Origin of the sequence: Pseudomonas sp. (genome assembly GCF_035497915.1) — a bacterium.
Classification (GTDB): domain Bacteria; phylum Pseudomonadota; class Gammaproteobacteria; order Pseudomonadales; family Pseudomonadaceae; genus Serpens.
In genome coordinates this window covers 49236-68046 of record NZ_DATJCS010000021.1, presented here as the reverse complement: position 1 = coordinate 68046, position 18811 = coordinate 49236, and the positions used below count along the sequence as shown (strand labels likewise).

At 67.0% G+C, this 18811-nt stretch carries 17 protein-coding genes, 1 tRNA gene and 1 pseudogene; 9 read left to right on the top strand and 10 right to left on the bottom strand.

Features of this window, described 5'->3' with window-relative positions; genetic code table 11:
• From VL129_RS07555 to VL129_RS07545, 3 genes are all read left to right on the top strand, one after another.
• On the top strand, positions 1-370 hold a 370-nt coding region (locus tag VL129_RS07555), incomplete at its 5' end, for an SLAC1 family transporter (protein ID WP_475491201.1).
• Positions 371-402: 32 nt separating this feature from the next.
• Positions 403-2031, top strand: coding sequence for a tetrathionate reductase family octaheme c-type cytochrome (locus VL129_RS07550; RefSeq protein WP_325411673.1), 1629 nt, complete (start codon positions 403-405; stop codon positions 2029-2031).
• Complete coding sequence (locus VL129_RS07545; RefSeq protein WP_325411671.1) at positions 2028-2624, top strand: cytochrome b/b6 domain-containing protein; 597 nt, start codon at positions 2028-2030, stop codon at positions 2622-2624. Before VL129_RS07550 ends, VL129_RS07545 begins: the two co-directional genes overlap by 4 nt.
• Here the strand turns inward: VL129_RS07545 and VL129_RS07540 are convergent.
• The 8 genes and pseudogenes from VL129_RS07540 to VL129_RS07505 form a co-directional block, all read right to left on the bottom strand.
• Positions 2599-3528: a cation diffusion facilitator family transporter gene (locus tag VL129_RS07540; protein ID WP_325411669.1), complete on the bottom strand. Its 930-nt coding sequence runs from the start codon at positions 3526-3528 to the stop codon at positions 2599-2601. The two genes, VL129_RS07545 and VL129_RS07540, sit on opposite strands and share 26 nt — an antisense overlap.
• A gap of 9 nt (positions 3529-3537) precedes the next feature.
• Positions 3538-3969 carry an OsmC family protein gene (locus tag VL129_RS07535; protein WP_325411667.1) on the bottom strand — a complete coding sequence of 144 codons (432 nt, stop codon included), beginning with the start codon at positions 3967-3969 and terminating at the stop codon, positions 3538-3540.
• Positions 3962-5215: an organoarsenical effux MFS transporter ArsJ gene (gene arsJ, locus VL129_RS07530; RefSeq protein ID WP_325411665.1), complete on the bottom strand. Its 1254-nt coding sequence runs from the start codon at positions 5213-5215 to the stop codon at positions 3962-3964. The genes VL129_RS07535 and arsJ overlap by 8 nt, the downstream gene beginning before the upstream one ends.
• Positions 5216-5396: 181 nt before the next feature.
• Complete coding sequence (locus VL129_RS07525; protein WP_325411663.1) at positions 5397-6401, bottom strand: ArsJ-associated glyceraldehyde-3-phosphate dehydrogenase; 1005 nt, start codon at positions 6399-6401, stop codon at positions 5397-5399.
• Positions 6402-6421: 20 nt separating this feature from the next.
• Positions 6422-6745: a YnfA family protein gene (locus VL129_RS07520; protein ID WP_325411661.1), complete on the bottom strand. Its 324-nt coding sequence runs from the start codon at positions 6743-6745 to the stop codon at positions 6422-6424.
• 9 nt (positions 6746-6754) lie between these two features.
• Positions 6755-7248 (bottom strand): annotated as a pseudogene (locus VL129_RS07515) (phosphatase domain-containing putative toxin).
• A 65-nt stretch (positions 7249-7313) separates the two neighbouring features.
• A complete protein-coding gene (locus tag VL129_RS07510) occupies positions 7314-7784 on the bottom strand; it encodes an arsenate reductase ArsC (RefSeq protein WP_325411659.1) in 471 nt (156 codons plus the stop codon).
• 15 nt (positions 7785-7799) lie between these two features.
• Positions 7800-8156, bottom strand: coding sequence for a metalloregulator ArsR/SmtB family transcription factor (locus VL129_RS07505; RefSeq protein ID WP_325411657.1), 357 nt, complete (start codon positions 8154-8156; stop codon positions 7800-7802).
• 310 nt (positions 8157-8466) lie between these two features.
• Between VL129_RS07505 and arsB the strand changes: the two genes are divergently transcribed.
• Genes arsB through VL129_RS07490 form a run of 3 tightly spaced genes read left to right on the top strand, consistent with a single transcriptional unit; the run spans position 8467 to position 10812 of the window.
• Complete coding sequence (arsB, locus tag VL129_RS07500; protein ID WP_325411655.1) at positions 8467-9543, top strand: ACR3 family arsenite efflux transporter; 1077 nt, start codon at positions 8467-8469, stop codon at positions 9541-9543.
• 11 nt (positions 9544-9554) lie between these two features.
• Positions 9555-10559: a permease gene (locus VL129_RS07495; protein ID WP_325411653.1), complete on the top strand. Its 1005-nt coding sequence runs from the start codon at positions 9555-9557 to the stop codon at positions 10557-10559.
• A 16-nt stretch (positions 10560-10575) separates the two neighbouring features.
• Positions 10576-10812 (top strand): thioredoxin family protein, encoded by a 237-nt coding sequence (locus VL129_RS07490; RefSeq protein WP_325411651.1) that lies wholly within the window; start codon positions 10576-10578, stop codon positions 10810-10812.
• On the opposite strand, the gene VL129_RS07485 is transcribed toward VL129_RS07490, so the two are convergent.
• Complete coding sequence (locus VL129_RS07485; RefSeq protein ID WP_325411649.1) at positions 10796-11536, bottom strand: class I SAM-dependent methyltransferase; 741 nt, start codon at positions 11534-11536, stop codon at positions 10796-10798. The two genes, VL129_RS07490 and VL129_RS07485, sit on opposite strands and share 17 nt — an antisense overlap.
• A gap of 303 nt (positions 11537-11839) precedes the next feature.
• On the opposite strand from VL129_RS07485, the gene VL129_RS07480 reads away from it, so the two are divergent.
• The 3 genes from VL129_RS07480 (at position 11840) to VL129_RS07470 (ending at position 18589) form a co-directional block, all read left to right on the top strand.
• A complete protein-coding gene (locus VL129_RS07480) occupies positions 11840-13798 on the top strand; it encodes a TonB-dependent receptor domain-containing protein (protein WP_325411647.1) in 1959 nt (652 codons plus the stop codon).
• Positions 13799-13883: 85 nt separating this feature from the next.
• Entirely contained in the window at positions 13884-15998 is a 2115-nt protein-coding gene (locus VL129_RS07475; protein ID WP_325411645.1) for a TonB-dependent receptor, read from the top strand.
• A gap of 83 nt (positions 15999-16081) precedes the next feature.
• Complete coding sequence (locus VL129_RS07470; protein ID WP_325411643.1) at positions 16082-18589, top strand: sulfite reductase flavoprotein subunit alpha; 2508 nt, start codon at positions 16082-16084, stop codon at positions 18587-18589.
• A 102-nt stretch (positions 18590-18691) separates the two neighbouring features.
• On the opposite strand, the gene VL129_RS07465 is transcribed toward VL129_RS07470, so the two are convergent.
• Positions 18692-18779, bottom strand: a tRNA-Ser gene (locus VL129_RS07465).
• Positions 18780-18811 lie beyond the last annotated feature (32 nt).

Genomic DNA, 18811 nt, shown 5'->3' with positions numbered 1-18811 from the left:
GCGCCTGACGCCGACGCTGTTCATCCTGCTGGCGCCGCCCTCGGTGGGCTTCCTGGCCTACCTGCAACTGACCGACAGCCTGGATGCCTTCGCCCGCATCCTTTATTACATCGCCCTGTTCCTGGCCCTGCTCTTGGCCAGCAACGCCGCGCGCTTCCTGCGCGTGCCCTTCTTCATGTCCTCCTGGGCTTACTCCTTTCCGCTCGCCGCGCTGACCCTGGCAACCCTGGAGATGGCCCGGCGCAGCGAGCTGGCGTTCTTCAGCGGCCTGAGCTGGGGTCTGCTGGCGCTGCTCAGCCTGGTGGTCACGGTATTGGTGTTCAAGACGCTGCAAGCCGCGCTGGCCGGGCGGATCTGCGTGCCGGAGTGAATCTAACCAGACGCGACGGGCGAGGTGTAGCCATGAACTATCGTTCCCACATTGCCCCAGAGGAGACGGGGACGATGATCCGTCTGCATCGCGGGTATGCCTGGCTTGTGGCAGTGCTCGCCCTGCTGCCGGGGCTGGCTGCGGCGGCCACCGCCGATCACAGCCGCTTCCAGGCCTTGCAGGGACCCTTCGCCAGCGGCGAGGAAGTCACCCGCGCCTGTCTCGGCTGCCATACCGAAGCGGCCAAGCAGGTCATGGCCACCCGCCATTGGACCTGGGACTACACCAACCCGGACACCGGCCAGCGCCTGGGCAAGCGGACCATGCTCAACGGCTTCTGCATCGGTGATCGCTCCAACGAGGCGTTCTGCCAGTCCTGCCACGTCGGTTATGGCTGGAAGGACGCCAGCTTCGACTTCACCGACGAGAGCAAGGTCGACTGCCTGGCCTGCCACAACACCGGCAACTACCTGAAGCTCGCCGGCCTGGCTGGACATCCTCCCTTAGTGCGCACCGAGACCTCGCCCGGCTCGGGCAAGTTCGTCGACCCGGTGAACCTGGCCGCGGTGGCACGCAACATCGGCGCCACCTCACGACAGACCTGCGGCGCCTGCCACTACTACGGGGGCGGCGGCGACGGCGTGAAGCACGGCGACCTCGACTCCTCGCTGAACAACGCCCCACGCAGCCTCGACGTGCACATGGCCGTCGACGGCGGCAATTTCAGCTGCTCCACCTGCCACGTGGCCGACCAGCACCGCATCGCCGGCAGCCGCATCAGCGTGACCGCCAGCGACCCGCATGCCGCGATCCTGCGTGGCCTGCGCAACAGCACGCGCAATCCGTCCACCTGCCAGTCCTGCCACGGCGATAAGCCGCACCAGGGCAATCCGCTGCAGGCCACGCGCCTCAACGAGCATGCCCGCACCCTGGCCTGCCAGAGCTGCCACATTCCGACCTTCGCCCGCGGCGGCGTGCCGACCAAAATGGGTTGGGACTGGTCCACCGCCGGCCAGCTGGATGCCGATGGCAAGCCCTTCCAGCGCAAGGACGACACGGGCCATGTGATCTACGACAGCCGCAAGGGCGACTTCGTCCTCGGCGACAACCTGGTGCCCGACTACCTATGGTTCGACGGCCGGGTCACCTATGTGCAGCCCGACACCCGCATCGATCCGGGCCAGCGGGTGCCGATCAACCGCTTCCATGGCACGCCCGGCGCCAGCGATGCGCGCATCTGGCCGGTGAAGACCTTCCACAGCCGCCAGCCGTATGACACCGAGAACCTGACCCTGCTGGTGCCGCACACCGCCGTGCCCGACGACACCGCGTTCTGGTACCACTTCGACTGGTCCAAGGCCCTCAAGGCCGGCGCCGAAGCCAGCGGCACGCCCTACAGCGGCCAGTTCGGCTTCGTCGATACGCAGATGCTCTGGCCGATCACCCACATGGTCGCCCCCAAGGAGCAGGCCCTGGACTGCGTGCAGTGCCATGCCAGCCAGAGTCGCCTGGCCTCGGTGCCCGGCATCTGGCTGCCGGGCAAGGACCGCAACGACCTGCTCGATCGCCTCGGCTTCGGCCTGGCCGGCCTCGCCCTGCTGGGCGTGCTCATCCATGCCCTGTTGCGCCTGGTCGCGCATGTACGCCGGAGGACTTCATGAGCGAGCGTCTCTACTTGTTCACCCGCTTCGAGCGCTTCTGGCACTGGTCGCAGGCGGCGCTGATCCTCACCCTGCTGTTCAGCGGCTTCGCCATTCACGGCAGCCATTCGCTGCTGGGATTCCGCCAGGCCGTGCAGGTGCATGAAGTCGCCGCCTGGCTGCTGATCGCGCTGTGGATCTTCGCCATCTTCTGGCACTTCACCACCGGGCAGTGGAAGCAGTACATCCCGACCCTGGAGAACATCGGTCGCGTGGCGCGCTACTACGCCCACGGCATCTTCATCGGCGCGCCCCACCCCTACAAGGTGACCCGCGAGCGCAAGCACAACCCGCTGCAGCGCATCGCCTACCTGGGCGTGCTGCTGCTGATCAACCCGCTGATCTGGCTGAGCGGCCTGCTGTACCTGTTCTGGGGACGCCTGGAGGCCTATGTGCCCGGCTGGCTGGGCCTGGAGCAGGTGGCCACGCTGCATACCCTTGGGGCTTTCCTGATGCTGATCTTCCTGATCGTGCATGTGTACCTGACCACCACCGGGCACACGCCGCTGGCGCATATCCGGGCGATGGTCAGCGGCTGGGAGGATCGCCACTAGGGCGTTGGGCGTTTCGCGATGGGCCCGGGGGCGGCGCAATCGGCGCACAGGTCATGTCCCGTTCCAATTGCAGCGTGGTATGCCGGATGCCGAACTGCTCCCGCAGGCCGAGGGCGACCGCCTGCAGGAGCGTGTCGTCCTCGGGCGATGGCGCCATGTTGAGGTGTGCGGTCAGCGCCACGTCAGCCGTACTGAGCGCCCATATGTGCAGATCATGCACGCCGCACACACCTGGCTGCGCGAGCAGGAATCGACGGACCGCCAGCGGGTCGATGTGATCCGGCACGCCATCGAACAGCAGGTGCAGGGACTGGCGAAACAGCGACCAGCTGCCGATCACGATCAGCACCGCAATCCCTAGCCCCACCAGCGGGTCGATCCACGCCCAGCCCTGCCAAAGGTACAAGCCACCCGCCAGCACCACCCCGATGGAGACCAGGGCGTCGGCGGCCATGTGCAGGAAGGCGCCACGCAGGTTGAGATCCTCGCGACTGCCGGAGAGAAACAGGGCAGCGGTAAGGGTATTGACCAGCACGCCGATGCCGGCAACCACCATCACCGTCCCGCCGGCGAGGGCCTCGGGCTGCTGGAAGCGCAGGATCGACTCCCAGGCCAGGGAGCCCATCGCCACCAGCAGAACGGTGGCATTGATGAAGCTGGCGAGAATCGAGCCACGCCGCCAGCCATAGGTATGCCGGGCATTCGGCTGTAGCCGTGTGGCGGCCATGGCCGCCCAGGCGAGGATCAGCCCGCCGACATCACTGAGGTTGTGGCCGGCATCGGCCAACAGGGCCATGGAATTCACCTGCCAGCCATAAAAGGCCTCCACCGCCACGAAACCCAGGTTCAGCGCGATACCAATGGCAAAGGCCCGGTCGTAATGCTGCTGATGGATATGCGCCATGAGCCGCCCCTACTCTTCGACCGAGCCGCGCCGCAGGACGCCGCTCAGTTCGGTGCCGGGGGCGACGGTATTGAAGACCGTGCCGTACTTCCGGACGTTTTCGTGCAACAGGTCGAGGCGCCGGTCCGGCTCGTCGGTGTCGACGATGATCTCGTAACGGATCGACTCCATCCTCGGCGGCACGTCCTGGCGCACCCCGTCGATGCGCACTTCCACCCCGCGCAGGGAGAACTTCAGGATCGGCACGACCCGTTCGATGCCCTTGATCATGCAGGCCGACAGCGCGGCGAGCAGCAGCTCGGCCGGGTTGAAGGCGTCACGCCGCCCGGCCAGGTCGGTGTCCAGCTGAATGCGGGCATCCTTACACTGCGCTTCGCTGCCGTGGGCATCCTGGCGAATGGAGCGCACCTGGAAGGTCATCTTGGTCCTGGTCTCAGTCATCACGGTCTCCCTGCATCGTCAGGTTGTGGCCGGCCGCGCCATGGCGCGGCAAGCCGAGGGAAATCAGCGCCGCCAGCAGCACGAAAGCGCTGGACACCCACAGGCAGGCTTCCAGCCCGTAGGCCTGGAACACCCAGCCCGAGAGCAGCGTGCCGATCAGCCGACCCAGCGCGTTGGACATGTAGTAGAAGCCCACGTCCAGCGACACGCCGTCCTCCTTGGCATAGCTGACGATCAGGTAGCTGTGCAGCGAGGAGTTGATGGCGAACAGCACGCCGAACAGCAGCAGGCCGCCGATCAGCACCGCCTGCGCCGGCAGCGCGCTGTACAGGCCCAGGGCGATGGCGGCCGGCAGGCCGGCCAGCAACAGCGCCCAGACGAAGGCGGCGCGGCCATCCGGAACCCGGCCGCTGCGCTTGCCGGTGAAGTACGGGGCGATGGATTGCACGATGCCGTAGCCGATCACCCAGCTGGCCAGGAAGCCGCCGACCTGCCAGAAGTCCCAGCCGAAGCTGCTGGCCAGGAACACCGGCAGGGCCACCACGAACCACACGTCGCGGGCGCCGAACAGAAACAGCCGCGCGGCGGAAAGGATGTTGATCGCCCGGCTCTTGGACAGCAGGTCGCGGAACTTGGGTTTGCTCTTCGCCTTGCCGAGGTCCTTCTTCAGCAGCACCAGGCTGGCCAGCCAGACCAGCGCCAGCACCGCAGCCATGGCCAGCACCGCGCTGGTGAAACCCAGCCCGGTGAGCAGCAGGCCGCCGAGGAAGAAGCCGACACCCTTGAGGGCGTTCTTCGAGCCGGTCAGCACCGCCACCCACTGGTACAGGGTGCCCTGCTGGCTGTCCGGGACCAGCAGCTTGATGGAGCTCTTGGCGCTCATCTTGTTGAGGTCCTTGGCGATGCCGGACAGCGCCTGCGCGGCCATCACCCAGGGCACGCTGAGCATGGCGGCCGGCACGGTGAGCATCAAGAGCGCCGCGACCTGCATACCCAGGCCGATGTTCATGGTGCGGTTCAGCCCCAGGCGCGCGCCCAGCCAGCCGCCAACCAGGTTGGTGACCACGCCGAAGATTTCGTAGAACAGGAACAGCGCGGCGATCTGCAGCGGGCTGTAGCCCAGGCCGTGGAAATGCAGCACCACAAGCATGCGCAGCGCGCCATCGGTGAGGGTGAAGGCCCAGTAGTTGCCGGTGACGACCAGGTACTGGCGGATTTCGGGGGAAAGGCGGGTCAGGGCGTGCATGGAAGAGCCTGGTGCAAGGGAATCGTAGGGTGGGTTAGCCGCACAGCGTCGTAACCCGCCTATGCAAACTGTGGGGCCGGCTTTACGCCGGCCAGCGGAAGTGCGGCCGGCGCACCGACGGCAATCCCACCGCCGATGGCCGGGATAAACCCGGCCCCACAGGGGTCGGGCGATTCCGCACTCAATCGGCCAGGCCCACCAACCGGGCCAGCTCCACGGTGCGGTTGGCGTAGCCCCATTCGTTGTCGTACCAGGCGTAGATCTTCACCTGGGTGCCGTTGACCACCATCGTCGACAGCGCGTCGATGATCGACGAACGCGGGTCGGTGCGGTAGTCGATGGACACCAGCGGACGTTCCTCGTAACCGAGGATGCCCTTGAGCTCGCCGGCGGCGGCGGCCTTGAGCAGCTGGTTGACCTCCTCGACCGTGGTGGCGCGCTCCACCTCGAACACGCAGTCGGTCAGCGAGGCGTTGGCCAGCGGCACGCGCACCGCGTGGCCGTTCAGCTTGCCGCGCAGCTCCGGGAAGATCTCGGCGATGGCGGTGGCCGAACCGGTGGTGGTCGGGATCAGGCTCATCAGCGAGGCGCGCGCGCGACGCAGATCCTTGTGCGGCTGGTCGAGAATGCTCTGGGTGTTGGTCAGGTCGTGGATGGTGGTGATCGAGCCGTGGCGGATGCCCAAATGCTCATGGATCACCTTGACCACCGGGGCCAGGCAGTTGGTGGTGCAGGACGCGGCGGTGACGATACGGTGCCGCGCCGGGTCGAACAGCCGGTCGTTGACGCCCATGACGACGTTCAGTGCGCCCGCCTCCTTGACCGGCGCGCTGACCACCACGCGCTTGACGCCCTGGTCCAGGTAGCCCTGCAGCACGGCCACGGTCTTCATCTTGCCGCTGGCCTCGATCACCAGGTCGCAGCCCGACCAGTCGGTGTCGGCGATGGCCTTGTTAGCGGTGACCTTGATGCGCTTACCGGCGATGATGATGCAGTCGCCGTCGCAGCCCGCCTCGTGCTGCCAGCGGCCATGCACCGAATCGAAATTGAGCAGATGGGCGTGGGTCGCCGCATCGCCGGCCGGGTCGTTGATCTGCACGAACTCCAGCTCCGGCCAGCCCCAGGCCGCACGCAGGGCCAGTCGTCCGATGCGGCCGAAGCCGTTGATGCCTACTTTGATGGTCATAGGAGTGCTCTCCGACAAGTTCAGTGTCTGGGCGCCAGCATGATGATTGCCATGCCGGCAAGGGCCACGGCGGAACCGAGCAGATCCCAGCCGGAGGGGCGAATGCCATCCACCCACCACAGCCAGAATATTGCCACCGCGATGTACACCCCACCGTAGGCGGCGTACACCCGGCCGGCGGCGGTCGGGTGCAGCGACAGCAGCCAGGCGAACAGCGCCAGCGAAGCCGCCGCCGGCACCAGCAGCCAGGCGCTTTTGCCCTGCTTGAGCCACAGGTAAGGCAGGTAGCAACCGACAATCTCAGCCACAGCGGTTACGGCAAACAGGGCAAACGTCTTTAGCATGTGGGCTCTCTACTGACCGAACTGCTCGATCCAGGCGACGTGCGCCGGATGCTGGATGGCTTTTGGGCGCAGGGCCTGAACCAGGGCGACGGCCTCGGCGCGCGACAGACCGCAGTCGATGAGGATACGCGCGGCGATCAGCCCGGTACGCCCGGAGCCACCCTTGCGATGGATGGCAATGCTGCGGCCTTGGCCGAGCAGGCTCGCGATGCGCCCGCGCGCCTGCTCCCAGGCGGCGTCGAAGTCGACCAGCGGTACCTGCTCGTCGGACACCGGCAGGTGAAACCACTGCAAGTTGCGCTCGGCGCACAGCGCGGCAGTTCAGTGGCCTGGTTCTGCTCCAGCTCGCCACGCGGCATCAGGGTGATCAGCGCCTCGGCGCCGGCAGCCCGCAGGGTATCCAGGGCTTCAGCCACGCTGGTGTCCTTGCTACCGGGGCACGGGGTGAAGATCAGTCGGCCGGAGCCGCCGGGAACGCCGAGAATGTCGTAGGGATGGGACACGGTGAGTTTCCTTGGGATCAGATACTGCTCAGGTTGACGCGCTTCCGCCGATTCCGTGGGAAGGGTTACAGACTGCCGATACGGGCCAGTTCCGCTCTCAGGGCGGCGCTGTCCAACTGGTCGAACGGCAAGGCGAGAAAGGCCTGGATACGGCTCCTGATCCGGGCGACCGTGGCGTCGAATGCGGCGGCGATGGCGTCGTCACTGCCCGTGACCTCCGACGGATCCGCCAGCCCCCAGTGGGCACGCAGCGCCGGGCCGAACAACACCGGACAGGCCTCGCCGGCCGCCTTGTCGCAGACGGTGATGACCACGTCGGGTTGCAGCTCGACGTGCGCCTCGATGGGTTTGCTGCACAGGCCGTCGCAGGCCACGCCCGCTCGTTCCAAAGCGTCCAGGGTGAGCGGATGGACGAAGCCCTTCGGCTCGCTGCCGGCGCTGTACGCGCGCACGCCGGCCGGGGCCAGGTGGTTGAACAGGGCTTCGGAGAGAATGCTGCGGCAACTGTTGGCCGTGCACAGGAACAGGACCTTCATGGGAATACTCATGCGTCAGGCGCAGGCGCCGGTGCGCTCGGGGCGGTTGCGCATGCCCTCCAGGCGCTCGGCATTCGGCCGCAGCCAGTGTTTGTTGGCCGCCAGGATGGTGCTGAGCATCTCATGCACCCAGTCCGGCAGATCGGGGTGCAGACGGTAATGCACCCACTGGCCCTGGCGGCGATCCTCCAGCACACCGCTGCTGCGCAGCAGGGCGAGGTGGCGGGAAATCTTCGGCTGGCTCTCCTCCAGCGCCGCGGTCAGCTCGCAGACACACAGCTCGCCTTCGCGGGCGATCAGCAGGGTCATGCGCGCGCGGGTTTCGTCGGCCAGGCATTTGAAAACCGTGGTGGGGGTCAGGTGCTCGACCATGGCAATCCTCAGTGTTTGTTCTTCACCAGCACGAACATCTTGATGCGCTCGCGGATCTGGTTTTGCGGCTCATCGTAAGGCTCGGTTGTTAATTCGTTTTGGCGAATATATTATCCGCCACATATGAAGTAAAGCCTGCGAGCGCCGGCACCTAGGGCGCCACAGCGAGGGGATGGAATACTCATCTTCCGTACGGGCGCCCATCACGCAGGCAGAGAAACCAAAACATTCAGATTTTCGAATGTATCGGCACTCAAGGCCTGGCACCTGACCACCTGCCGTCCGGCACCTGCAAGAAAAAGGAAACATCATGTCCAGTCCCTGTGAAGTGGCGGCCCAGGCCGCCGGCGCCCCGCTCGGTGTCTTCGAGCGCTACCTGACTCTCTGGGTCTTCCTGTGCATCGTTGCCGGCACCCTGCTCGGTCTGTACCTGCCGGCGGCGGCGCAGGCGGTCGGCGCGCTGGAGGTGGCCAAGGTCAATCTGCCGGTCGGCGTGCTGATCTGGGTGATGATCATCCCGATGCTGATGAAGATCGACTTCGGCGCGCTGCACGAGGTGCGCCAGCAGAAGGCCGGCATGGGCGTCACCCTGTTCGTCAACTGGGTGGTCAAGCCGTTCTCCATGGCGCTGATCGGCTGGCTGTTCATCAAGGTGCTGTTCGCCGACTGGCTGCCCGCCGGCGAACTGGACAGTTACATGGCCGGGCTGATCCTGCTCGGCGCCGCGCCCTGCACGGCGATGGTGTTCGTGTGGAGCAACCTGTGCAACGGCAACGCCAACTTCACTCTCACCCAGGTGGCGCTCAATGACCTGGTGATGGTGTTCGCCTTCGCGCCCATCGTTGCCCTGCTGCTCGGCGTGTCGTCGATTCCGGTGCCCTGGGACACCCTGCTGCTATCGGTAGTGATGTACATCGTCATCCCGCTGGCGATTGCCCAGTTCCTGCGCGCCCGACTGATGACGCGTGGCGAGGCGACCTTCCAGGCCGCACTGGCGAAGATCTCGCCGTTCTCCATCGTCGCCCTGCTCGCTACCCTGGTGCTGCTGTTCTCCTTCCAGGGTGAAGCCATCGTCGCCCAACCCCTGGTCATCGGCATGCTGGCGGTGCCGATCCTGCTGCAGACGCTGTTCATCGCAGCCCTGGGCTACGCCCTGAACCGCTCGCTCAAAGTCCGTCACGATGTGGCCGGCCCCTCGACCATGATCGGCGCCTCCAACTTCTTCGAACTCGCGGTGGCGGTGGCCATCGTGCTGTACGGCTTCAACTCCGGCGCCGCGCTGGCCACGGTGGTCGGCGTGCTGATCGAGGTGCCGGTGATGCTATGGCTGGTGAAGCTGATCAACAACAGCCGCAGCTGGTATGAACGCGCGCTGCCGCGCCACTAAAGGGAAACACGATGGGCATTTTCCAATGGCTGAACGATCAGCTGCTGCGCATGGACTGGCTGTCCTGGCTGGTCCGCCTGCTGGTCGAGGACGTGTTCGGTCTGGACATGGCCAGCCGCCTCGGCGGCAGCCTGCACTTCTTCATCTATGACGTGATCAAGATCTTCATCCTGCTGTCGGTGCTGATCTTCGCCATCTCCTGGGTGCAGAGCTATTTCCCGCCCGAGCGCACCCGCAGGATTCTCGGCGGCCTGCGCGGCTTCAAGGCCAACCTCACCGGCGCCCTGCTGGGCACAGTCACGCCGTTCTGCTCCTGCTCGTCCATCCCGCTGTTCATCGGCTTCACCAGTTCGGGCCTGCCGCTGGCGGTGACCTTCTCGTTCCTGATCTCCTCACCGCTCGTTGATCTGGCGTCGATGATCCTGCTGGCCAGCATCTTCAACTGGTCGATTGCCCTGGCCTACATGGTGGTGGGCATCGTGCTGGCGGTGCTCGGCGGCACGCTGATCGGCCAGGCGCGCATGGAGCAGTACGTCGAAGCCTTCGTCACCCAGCACAAGGTGCTGGATCTGCCGCAGGAACAACTGACCCTGCGCGACCGCCTGACCTATGCCCGCGAGCAGGTCGCCGACATCATCCGCAAGGTCTGGCTGTACATCCTGATCGGCGTGGGCATCGGCGCCGCCATTCACAACTGGATTCCGCAGGACCTGATCACCACGGTGATCGGCCAGGACAACTGGTGGTCGGTGCCGCTGGCCGCGCTGGTCGGCGTGCCGATGTACGCCGACATCTTCGGCACCCTGCCGATCGCCGAGGCGCTCGTCGCCAAGGGGGTTGGCCTGGGCACGGTGCTGGCTTTCATGATGGCGGTGACCGCCTTGTCCTTGCCGTCGCTGATCATGCTCAAGAAGGTGGTCAAGGCGCCGCTGCTGGCCCTGTTCCTGGCCATCGTCGTGGTCGGCATCATGCTGATCGGCTACCTGTTCAACAGCCTCGCCTACCTGTTCCTCTGAACCCAAGGAGAATCACATGATCATCAAAATCCTCGGCTCCGGCTGCAAGAAGTGCCTGACCCTCACCGAGAACACCCAGGCGGCGCTGGCCAGCCTCGGGCGTGAGGCCGACGTGCAGAAGGTCACCGACTTTGCCGAGATCGCCGCCCACGGCGTGATGTCCACCCCGGCGCTGGCCATCGACGACCAGGTGGTCTCGGTGGGCAAGGTACTGACGCCCAGCGAGATCGCCGCCCTCATCCAGGCCCGGTAAAGCGGTCGGCCCGCCTGACCAGTCCCGCCCCCGGCCCAGGGCGCTCCTCCGGCGCCCGCACCCAGCCCGCCAGGCTGACCTCGGAAGGCGCGCACGCCGGAGAGGCTGCCACCACCACGAACGGGCACTGGCCGTGCCCCGGCCGCAACGGGTCGATTTCGCACATCTCGTCCGGCGCCTGGGCCAGCGTCTGGCCCCAGGCCTCGATCGCGAACCCGCTGCCCAGCAGCAATTGCTCCACCTCCTCGGCAGAGCGGAAGGTCGCTTCCCGGTAGAACAGGCTCTGTTCCCGGCGCTGTGCGTAGAGCTGCCCCAATGCACTGTTGCGGTCGACGAAGCCGATCACCAGGCGTCCGTCCGGCGTCAGCACCCGCCGCGCTTCGCGCAACGCCTGGTCGGGCGCATCAAGGAAGCACAGGGTGGTCACCAGCAGCGCGTGATCGAAGCTGTGGTCGGCGAACGGCAGGTGCTCGGCCACCCCTTCGACCACCTCTATGCCGCGCGCCGCGGCGTGCGCCAGCATGGCCGGTGCGGGGTCCAGCCCCACCCCCACCCCCAGCGGCGCGGCAAAACGACCCGTGCCGACGCCGATTTCGAGGCCACGCCCCTGCCAGGGCACGAAAGGCCGCAAGGCCAGCAGCTCCGACAGATAAGCGAACGCATGCTCGCCAAACCAGGCGTCGTAGCGTTCATGGTGTTCCTCGAACGGGGCGGCCTTGGGCATAGAAAACCTCCTTCGTTCAAGCCGCGCATCACCGCTGCGCAACCACAGTGATGACGCCGCCGGATTGGAGTGTTGTACACCCGGCTGCGCCTTGTCTGGCACCCCCTGAGGCGGGCCGGATGGCTTGCCTCCCCTCCCCAGCGGCCGGGCGCGCATCGTTAAGCTTAATCTAAATGATAATGTTTACTATTGATTACCAGGCACCGGCACTTTAGCATCCCTGCCCGTCGCCAGCCCCTTTCTCTCTGCTCCGCACGTTTCGGCGGCACCCCCAACCGGGAATACCCCCGCAATGGAGTCTTCATGTCTGCTTTCCTCCGCCGTCCCCGTCACTTGCCGTTGACCCTGCTGGCCAGCCTGCTGCCCGGCCTCGCCCTGGCCGATACGCTCGAGATCGCAAACAACATCGTCATTTCCGCCACCCAGACCGCGCACAGCGAGCTGAGCGCACCGGCCAGCGTCTCGGTCGTGACCCGCGAAGAGCTGGCGAAGCGGCCGGTGCATACCCTGGCCGATGCGATCAAGTACCTGCCGGGCACCCAGATCAGCCCCGCCTCGTCCTACGGTCGCCAGGAGATCAAGCTGCGCGGCATGGATTCGGACTACACCCTGCTGCTGATCAACGGCCGGCGCGTCAATTCGCGCGAGGCGCTGACCTCCAACTACGCCAACGACTTCGACCTGTCCTCGATCCCGATGGCCGCCATCGAACGCATCGAGGTGATTCGCGGGCCGATGTCCTCGCTGTACGGCGCCGACGCGCTGGGCGGCGTGGTCAACGTGATCCTGCGCCAGCCCTCCGGCACGCCCCAGGCCGGCATTGGCTACCTGTACGAACATCCCACCGAGGGCGAGTCCGGCGACCGTCACCGCGCCAGCGGCTACCTCGGCGGCGCCCTGGTCGACAACGTACTGCTCGGCAACCTGATCCTGGAATCGACCGACCAGGCCGCTTGGCGCTCCGAGCAGACCGTCTTCCCCAACACCGACGCCACGGAGAAACGCCAGGCCGGCAGTGCGCTGGGCGCGCTGAGCTGGCTGGTGGACGAGCAGCAGACGGTCGACCTGGACATGAGCTATCGCAGCGACGACCGCAAGGCCACCTGGAACAACTCGGGCGTTTCCTTCCCGACCAACCTGCAGGAAATGGAGCGCTGGACCCTCGGCCTGAGCCACACCGGCAACTGGGACGCGCTTGAGACCCGCGTGCGCTATTACCACGAGGACGTCGACCTGATGGACGACTCCGAGCTGATGACCACCCTGCGCGGCGGGAAGGGCAACGTCAGCCAGATCAACGACACCCTCGACGGCCAGCTCAGCGGCCTGCTCGGCAACCACCGGCTCACCGCCGGCGGCGAACTGCGCCGCACCGAGCTCGCCCACAGCCAGAACCTGGGCTCGGAGGTTCGCGTGGACCAGCAGGCCCTCTACCTGCAGGACGAATTCTCCCTCGGCGCCCTGGACATCACCCTCGGCGGGCGCTGGGACGACCACGACAGCTTTGGCGGCGAATTCAGCCCGCGCGTCTATGGCGTGTACAACCTCACCAGCCACTGGGTGATCAAGGGCGGCGCCGGCAAGGCCTTCAAGGCGCCGAGCATCTACCAGCTCGACGACAGCTACAGCGTGCTGGCCTGCCGCGGCATGTGCAGCCTGGTCGGCAACCCCGACCTCAAGCCGGAAACCGCCACCAGCTACGAGCTGGGCACGCTGTACCAGGATGACCGCCTGGAGGCCGGCGTCATGTTCTTCGCCAACGACATCAAGGACATGATCTACACCGACAGCTGGCGCGCCGGCTACCGGCCGAGCGTGATGACCTACAGCAACGTCGACAAGGCGCGCATCCGCGGCTACGAGCTGCAGGGGCGCTACGCGCTCAACCCGGCCATCGGCCTGCGCGCCAACTACACCTACGCCGACAGCGAGAACCGCGACAGCGGCGAAACCCTGCGCAACACGCCCCGCCACCTCGCGAACGTCGGCATCGACTGGCAGGCCACGGCGAAACTGGGTGCCAACCTCGACTACCAGTACACCGGCAGCCAGCTGCTGTATGTCTCCGCCGCCCGGCCGAGCGTGGAAAGCGACGCCTACCACACCCTCAACCTGGGCGCACGCTACCAGGCGACCCCGGAGCTGGCGCTCAAGGCGGGCATCAACAACCTGGCCAACGAGAAACGCGACGACGTCGCCCGCTCGGTCGACAACATCCTCATGGGCCGCAGCCTGTTCGTCGGGCTCAACTACGACCTCTGACGGCATGCCGATGGTCGGCGGATCCCCGCCGGCCCCTCGGCTCCCGCTCTCTTCCTCAATACAAAAAACCACCAGGAGCTTTCACGTGTTCCGCAAAACCCGCCTGTGCGTCTGCATTTCCCTGGCGTTCATGACCGTGCCCTGCGCACCGGCCATCGCCGGGGAAACCCTCGAACTCGACACCCTCACCATCAACGCCACCCGCGGCAAGAGCGAAGTCGGCAAAACACCGCAGAAGATCACCGTCATCACCCGGGCACAGATCGAGGAACAGCTGGCGATCACCTCGGACCACGGCCAGGTGCTGAGCAATCTGATCCCTTCCTATTCGCCCAGCCGGCAGAAGCTGAGCAACGCGGGCGAGACCTTCCGGGGCCGGGCGGCGCTGATCATGATCGACGGGGTACCGCAATCCACGCCCCTGCGTGCCGGCGGGCGCGACGGCTACACCCTGGACCTGTCGATGGTCGAGCGCATCGAGGTGATCCACGGCGCCAGCGCCGAACACGGCCTGGGCGCCACTGGCGGGATCATCAACTACGTCACCCGCCGGCCGCAGGGCGGAACCCTCAAGCAGCATGCCGGAGTCAGCCTGGAAGCCGCCGACGACTTCGCCGGCGCAGGCATGGGCTACAAGCTGGACTACCGCATCGAAGGCAACCAGGGCGACTGGGACTACCTGGCCGCCGTCAGCGGCCAGAGCCGCGGCATGCACTACGACGCCAACGACCGGCTGATCGGCGTCGACGACACCCAGGGCGACATCATGGATTCCACCAGCACCGACCTGCTGGCGAAGCTCGGCTACTGGTTCGACTCCGACCGCAACCTGGAGCTGATGGTCAACCGCTTCCAGCTCGAAGGCGAGCACGACTACGTCAACGTGCCGGGCGACCGCGCCGCCGATCTCCCGGCCACCTCGCGCAAGGGCCAGCCGCTGGGCAAGGCGCCGCAGAACGAGGTGCTGGCCGGCGCGCTGACCTACACCGATGCCGACCTGGCCGGTAACCTGCTCACCGCCCAGCTGTTCGGCCAGCGCTTTCGTGCCCGCTACGGCGGTGGGGTCCTGGGCAGCTTCCAGGACGCGGCCATCGCCCCGGTCGGAACGCTGTTCGACCAGTCGCAGAACGAGTCGGACAAGTTCGGCGGCAAGCTCAGTCTCAGTCGCGACGGCCTGTTCGACGGGCACCTCAAGCTCACCGGCGGCGTCGACGTCCTGCAGGACACCACGCGCCAGATGCTGATCGCCACCGATCGCGAGTGGGTGCCGGAAACCGTGTTCCGCAACGTCGCCCCGTTCGCCCAGGCGGAACTGCGCGCCAGCGAACGGCTGACCCTGCACGGCGGCGTGCGCCACGAATTCGCCGAACTGGAGGTCGACAGCTTCCGCACCATCGCCTCCAACAGCCCGCCCGCCGGCGTGAGCGTCGAAGGCGGCAAGCCCGACTTCGAGGAAACCCTCTACAACGCCGGGGTGGTGTTCCAGGTCAACGAGTGGGCGCAGCTCTTCGCCAACTACTCGGAAGGCTTCGGCATGCCCGATGTCGGTCGTGTGCTGCGCGGCATCAGCCAGCCCGACCAGCGGGTCGACAGCTTCCTCGACCTGCAGCCGGTGGTCACCGACAACCGCGAGGTCGGCCTGCGCCTGAGCGGCCAGGCAGTCGACGTCGAGATCAGCTATTTCGAGTCCGACTCGGACCTGGGTTCACGCCTCGAGCGGGTCGGCGGGGTGTTCCAGGTGCGCCGCGAGCGCACCGAGATCGCCGGCGTCGAGGCCACCGCCGGCTGGCAGGTCAGCGACGCGCACCGCCTGCAGGCCAGCTATGCCCGGCTCACCGGTGAATCCGACACCGACGGCGACGGCAAGGTCGACACCGACCTGGACGGCGCCAACATCGCGCCGGACCGCCTCGGACTGAGCTGGCAGGCCCGCTGGACCGACCGGCTGAACAGCCGCCTGCAGGCCAATCACTACGCCAGCCGCAGCTTCGACACCCCCGACCTGCACTTCGACGGCTACAGCCTGGTGGATGCCTCGCTCGGCTACCGCCTGCCGGTCGGCGAGGTCAGCCTGGGGATCGAGAACCTGCTCGACCGCGACTACATGACCTACTACGCCCAGGCCGCCAGCACCCGGGACGACCAGTACTTCGCCGGACGCGGTCGCACCTTCACCCTGGGCTACCAGCTCGACTTCTAAGGCGCCCCCGGATCGGATGTTGCCAGCTCTCGCCGGCGACATCCGATCCTCAAGCATTCCCGATACCCCTTGGATCTACCCTCGTGCTCAAGAAAATCCTCTTCCAGCTGCACTGGCTCTTCGGCATCAGCGCCGGCCTGGTGCTGGCCGTCATGGGCGTGACGGGCGCCCTGTACAGCTTCGAGGGCGAAATCCTCCGCCTGCTCAACAGCGGGCACGGACAGCTCGCAACGGCCGGAGCGCAGCGGCTCGAGCTCGGCGAGCTGGTTGCCCGGCTCGAATCGAGCAGTGGCGAACGGGTCGTGGATCTGCGCATCGACGACCGCCATGCAGGGCCCGCCACCGCCTACCTGGCGCCGCCTCCCGGCGAGCGGCGCGGCGCGCGCATCCTGTTCGACCCCGCCAACGGGCACGTGCTGGGTGCCCCGCGCGGCCAGGAATTCTTCCAGGTGGTGTTGCAGCTGCACCGCTGGCTGGCCATGGGCGAGACCGGCAAGCAGATCACCGCGGCCAGCACCCTGATCCTGATCTTCCTCTGCCTGTCCGGGCTGTATCTGCGCTGGCCGCGCCGGGCCGGCCACTGGCGGACCTGGCTGAGCGTCGACTGGCGCAAGACGGGGCGCGGCTTCCACTGGGACCTGCACGCAGTCGCCGGGACCTGGGTCCTGCCGTTCTACCTGTGCGCCAGCCTGACGGGGCTGTACTGGTCATACGACTGGTATCGCGCGGGCCTTACCGCGCTGCTGGCCGACCCGCCGCCGGCCGTGCAAGCCCGCCAGCCTGCGGCCGATGCACCGGCGACCCCGGACTATGCCGCCCTCTGGCAGGGCATGCAGCGGGCGGCGGGCCCGCAGCTGATCGCCTGGAACCTGCGCCTGCCGGCGGCGGCAGGCCAGCCGGCAACGATTTTCTACATCCTGCGCGGCGCCGAGCACGTCCGTGCCTTCAACCTGCTGCAGCTCGATCCGCGCAGCGGCGAGATCGTCCGTCACGAACGCTATGCCGACAAGACACTCAAGGCCCGCCTGCTGACCAGCGTCTACGCCTTGCACTCGGGTGAGTATTTCGGCCTGCCGGGCAAAGTGCTCATGCTGCTGGCCAGCGCGCTCATGCCGCTCTTCCTGGTTACCGGCTGGCTGCTCTATCTGGATCGCCGTCGCAAGCGCCGCGCCGCGCGGGCGGCCCGCAGCGAACCGAATGCCGCGCCCGGGAATGGCTGGCTGATCGGCTACGCCAGCCAGAGCGGCTTCGCCGAGCAGCTTGCCTGGCAGAGCGCCGGCCAGTTGCAGGCCGCCGGCCTGGCGGTGCGCGTCGAACCCCTGGCGCGCCTCGACGCGGCAAGCCTGCGCCGACAGCCTCGGGCCCTGTTCGTGCTCAGCACCTTCGGCGACGGCGAGGCACCGGATGACGCCCGAGGTTTCGAGCGCCGACTGCTGGGAGCCACCCTGCCGCTGGATCGGCTCGCTTATGCGGTGCTCGCCCTGGGCGACCGGCGCTACGAGCAGTTCTGCGCCTTCGCCCGCCGCGTCGACGCCTGGCTGGAACGCCAGGGCGGCAAGCGCCTGTTCGAGTCCATCGAGGTCGACGACCAGGACTCGACCGCCCTGCGTCACTGGCAGCGCCAGCTGAGCGAGCTGACCGGCACGGCGGTTCCCGCCTGGCATGGCAACCGCTGGACGGGCTGGACCCTCCAACGTCGCCAACTCCTGAACCCTGGCAGTCAAGGCGGCCCGGTCTTTCAGCTCACCCTGACGCCGGAAACCCCGAGTGACTGGCGAGCCGGGGACATCCTCGAGATTCGTCCACGTCACTCGCAGGCCAGGGTCGTGGCCTGGCTGCAGCGCCACGGACGCGACGCCGACGAAGCGGTCGAGCTCGACGGGCAGCGGGTCCGCCTGGCCGAGGCACTGAGCACCCGGCAACTGCCGGAAACGTTCGCCCACCGGGTCGGCCTGCACGGACAGGCGCTGGTCGACAGCCTGATGCCGCTCGCCAGCCGCGAATACTCCATCGCCTCGATCCCCGCCGATGGGGTGCTGGAACTGTTCGTGCGTCAGGTGCGACACGCCGGCGGCGACCTGGGCCTCTGCTCCGGCTGGCTGACTGTTCATCTGGCCGAGGGCGATCAACTGCTGGGACGGATACGCCGCAACAGCGCGTTCCACCTACCGGCGGATGACCGCCCACTGATCCTGATCGGCAACGGTACCGGCCTGTCCGGCCTGCGCGCCCTGCTGCGCGCGCGCACCCTGGCCGGGCAGCGACGCAACTGGCTGCTGTTCGGCGAGCGCCAGCGCGCCCACGACTTCTACTGCGCGGCGGAACTGCAGGCGGCGCTGGAACGCGGCGACCTGCGGCATCTGGATCTGGCCTTCTCCCGCGATCAGCCGGACAAGCTCTACGTCCAGGATCTGCTGCGCCGACAGCAGGATCGCCTGCGCGACTGGCTGGCCGAAGGTGCGGCGCTGTATGTCTGCGGCAGCCTGGACAGCATGGCCGCAGGGGTCGACGCCACGCTGCACGAGCTGCTGGGCGCCGAAGCCGTGCGGGCGCTGGTCGAGGCCGGGCGCTACCGGCGCGATGTGTATTGAAGGCCGGGCAGCCTTCCGCGCCGGCCCAGTATGGGCTGGCTTGGATATGCAGCACCCAGAAACGCGAAAGCCCCGCAGCGCGGGGCTTCCAGCGAAATCAGATGGCGGAAGCGTAGAGATTCGAACTCTAGGACAGTTGCCCGTCGGCGGTTTTCAAGACCGCTGCCTTAAACCACTCGGCCACGCTTCCGAAAAGAAACCGCGCCTTCTGGCGCGGGCGGC

Coding starts and splice junctions, on each gene's coding strand:
- VL129_RS07490 (WP_325411651.1), top strand. CDS start 10,576: ATGATCATCAAAATCCTCGGCTCCGGCTGCAAGAAGTGCCTGACCCTC.
- arsB (WP_325411655.1), top strand. CDS start 8,467: ATGTCCAGTCCCTGTGAAGTGGCGGCCCAGGCCGCCGGCGCCCCGCTC.
- VL129_RS07535 (WP_325411667.1), bottom strand. CDS start 3,969: ATGACTGAGACCAGGACCAAGATGACCTTCCAGGTGCGCTCCATTCGC.
- VL129_RS07505 (WP_325411657.1), bottom strand. CDS start 8,156: ATGGTCGAGCACCTGACCCCCACCACGGTTTTCAAATGCCTGGCCGAC.
- VL129_RS07540 (WP_325411669.1), bottom strand. CDS start 3,528: ATGGCGCATATCCATCAGCAGCATTACGACCGGGCCTTTGCCATTGGT.
- VL129_RS07495 (WP_325411653.1), top strand. CDS start 9,555: ATGGGCATTTTCCAATGGCTGAACGATCAGCTGCTGCGCATGGACTGG.
- VL129_RS07550 (WP_325411673.1), top strand. CDS start 403: ATGAACTATCGTTCCCACATTGCCCCAGAGGAGACGGGGACGATGATC.
- VL129_RS07520 (WP_325411661.1), bottom strand. CDS start 6,745: ATGCTAAAGACGTTTGCCCTGTTTGCCGTAACCGCTGTGGCTGAGATT.
- VL129_RS07525 (WP_325411663.1), bottom strand. CDS start 6,401: ATGACCATCAAAGTAGGCATCAACGGCTTCGGCCGCATCGGACGACTG.
- arsJ (WP_325411665.1), bottom strand. CDS start 5,215: ATGCACGCCCTGACCCGCCTTTCCCCCGAAATCCGCCAGTACCTGGTC.
- VL129_RS07510 (WP_325411659.1), bottom strand. CDS start 7,784: ATGAAGGTCCTGTTCCTGTGCACGGCCAACAGTTGCCGCAGCATTCTC.
- VL129_RS07545 (WP_325411671.1), top strand. CDS start 2,028: ATGAGCGAGCGTCTCTACTTGTTCACCCGCTTCGAGCGCTTCTGGCAC.
- VL129_RS07485 (WP_325411649.1), bottom strand. CDS start 11,536: ATGCCCAAGGCCGCCCCGTTCGAGGAACACCATGAACGCTACGACGCC.
- VL129_RS07480 (WP_325411647.1), top strand. CDS start 11,840: ATGTCTGCTTTCCTCCGCCGTCCCCGTCACTTGCCGTTGACCCTGCTG.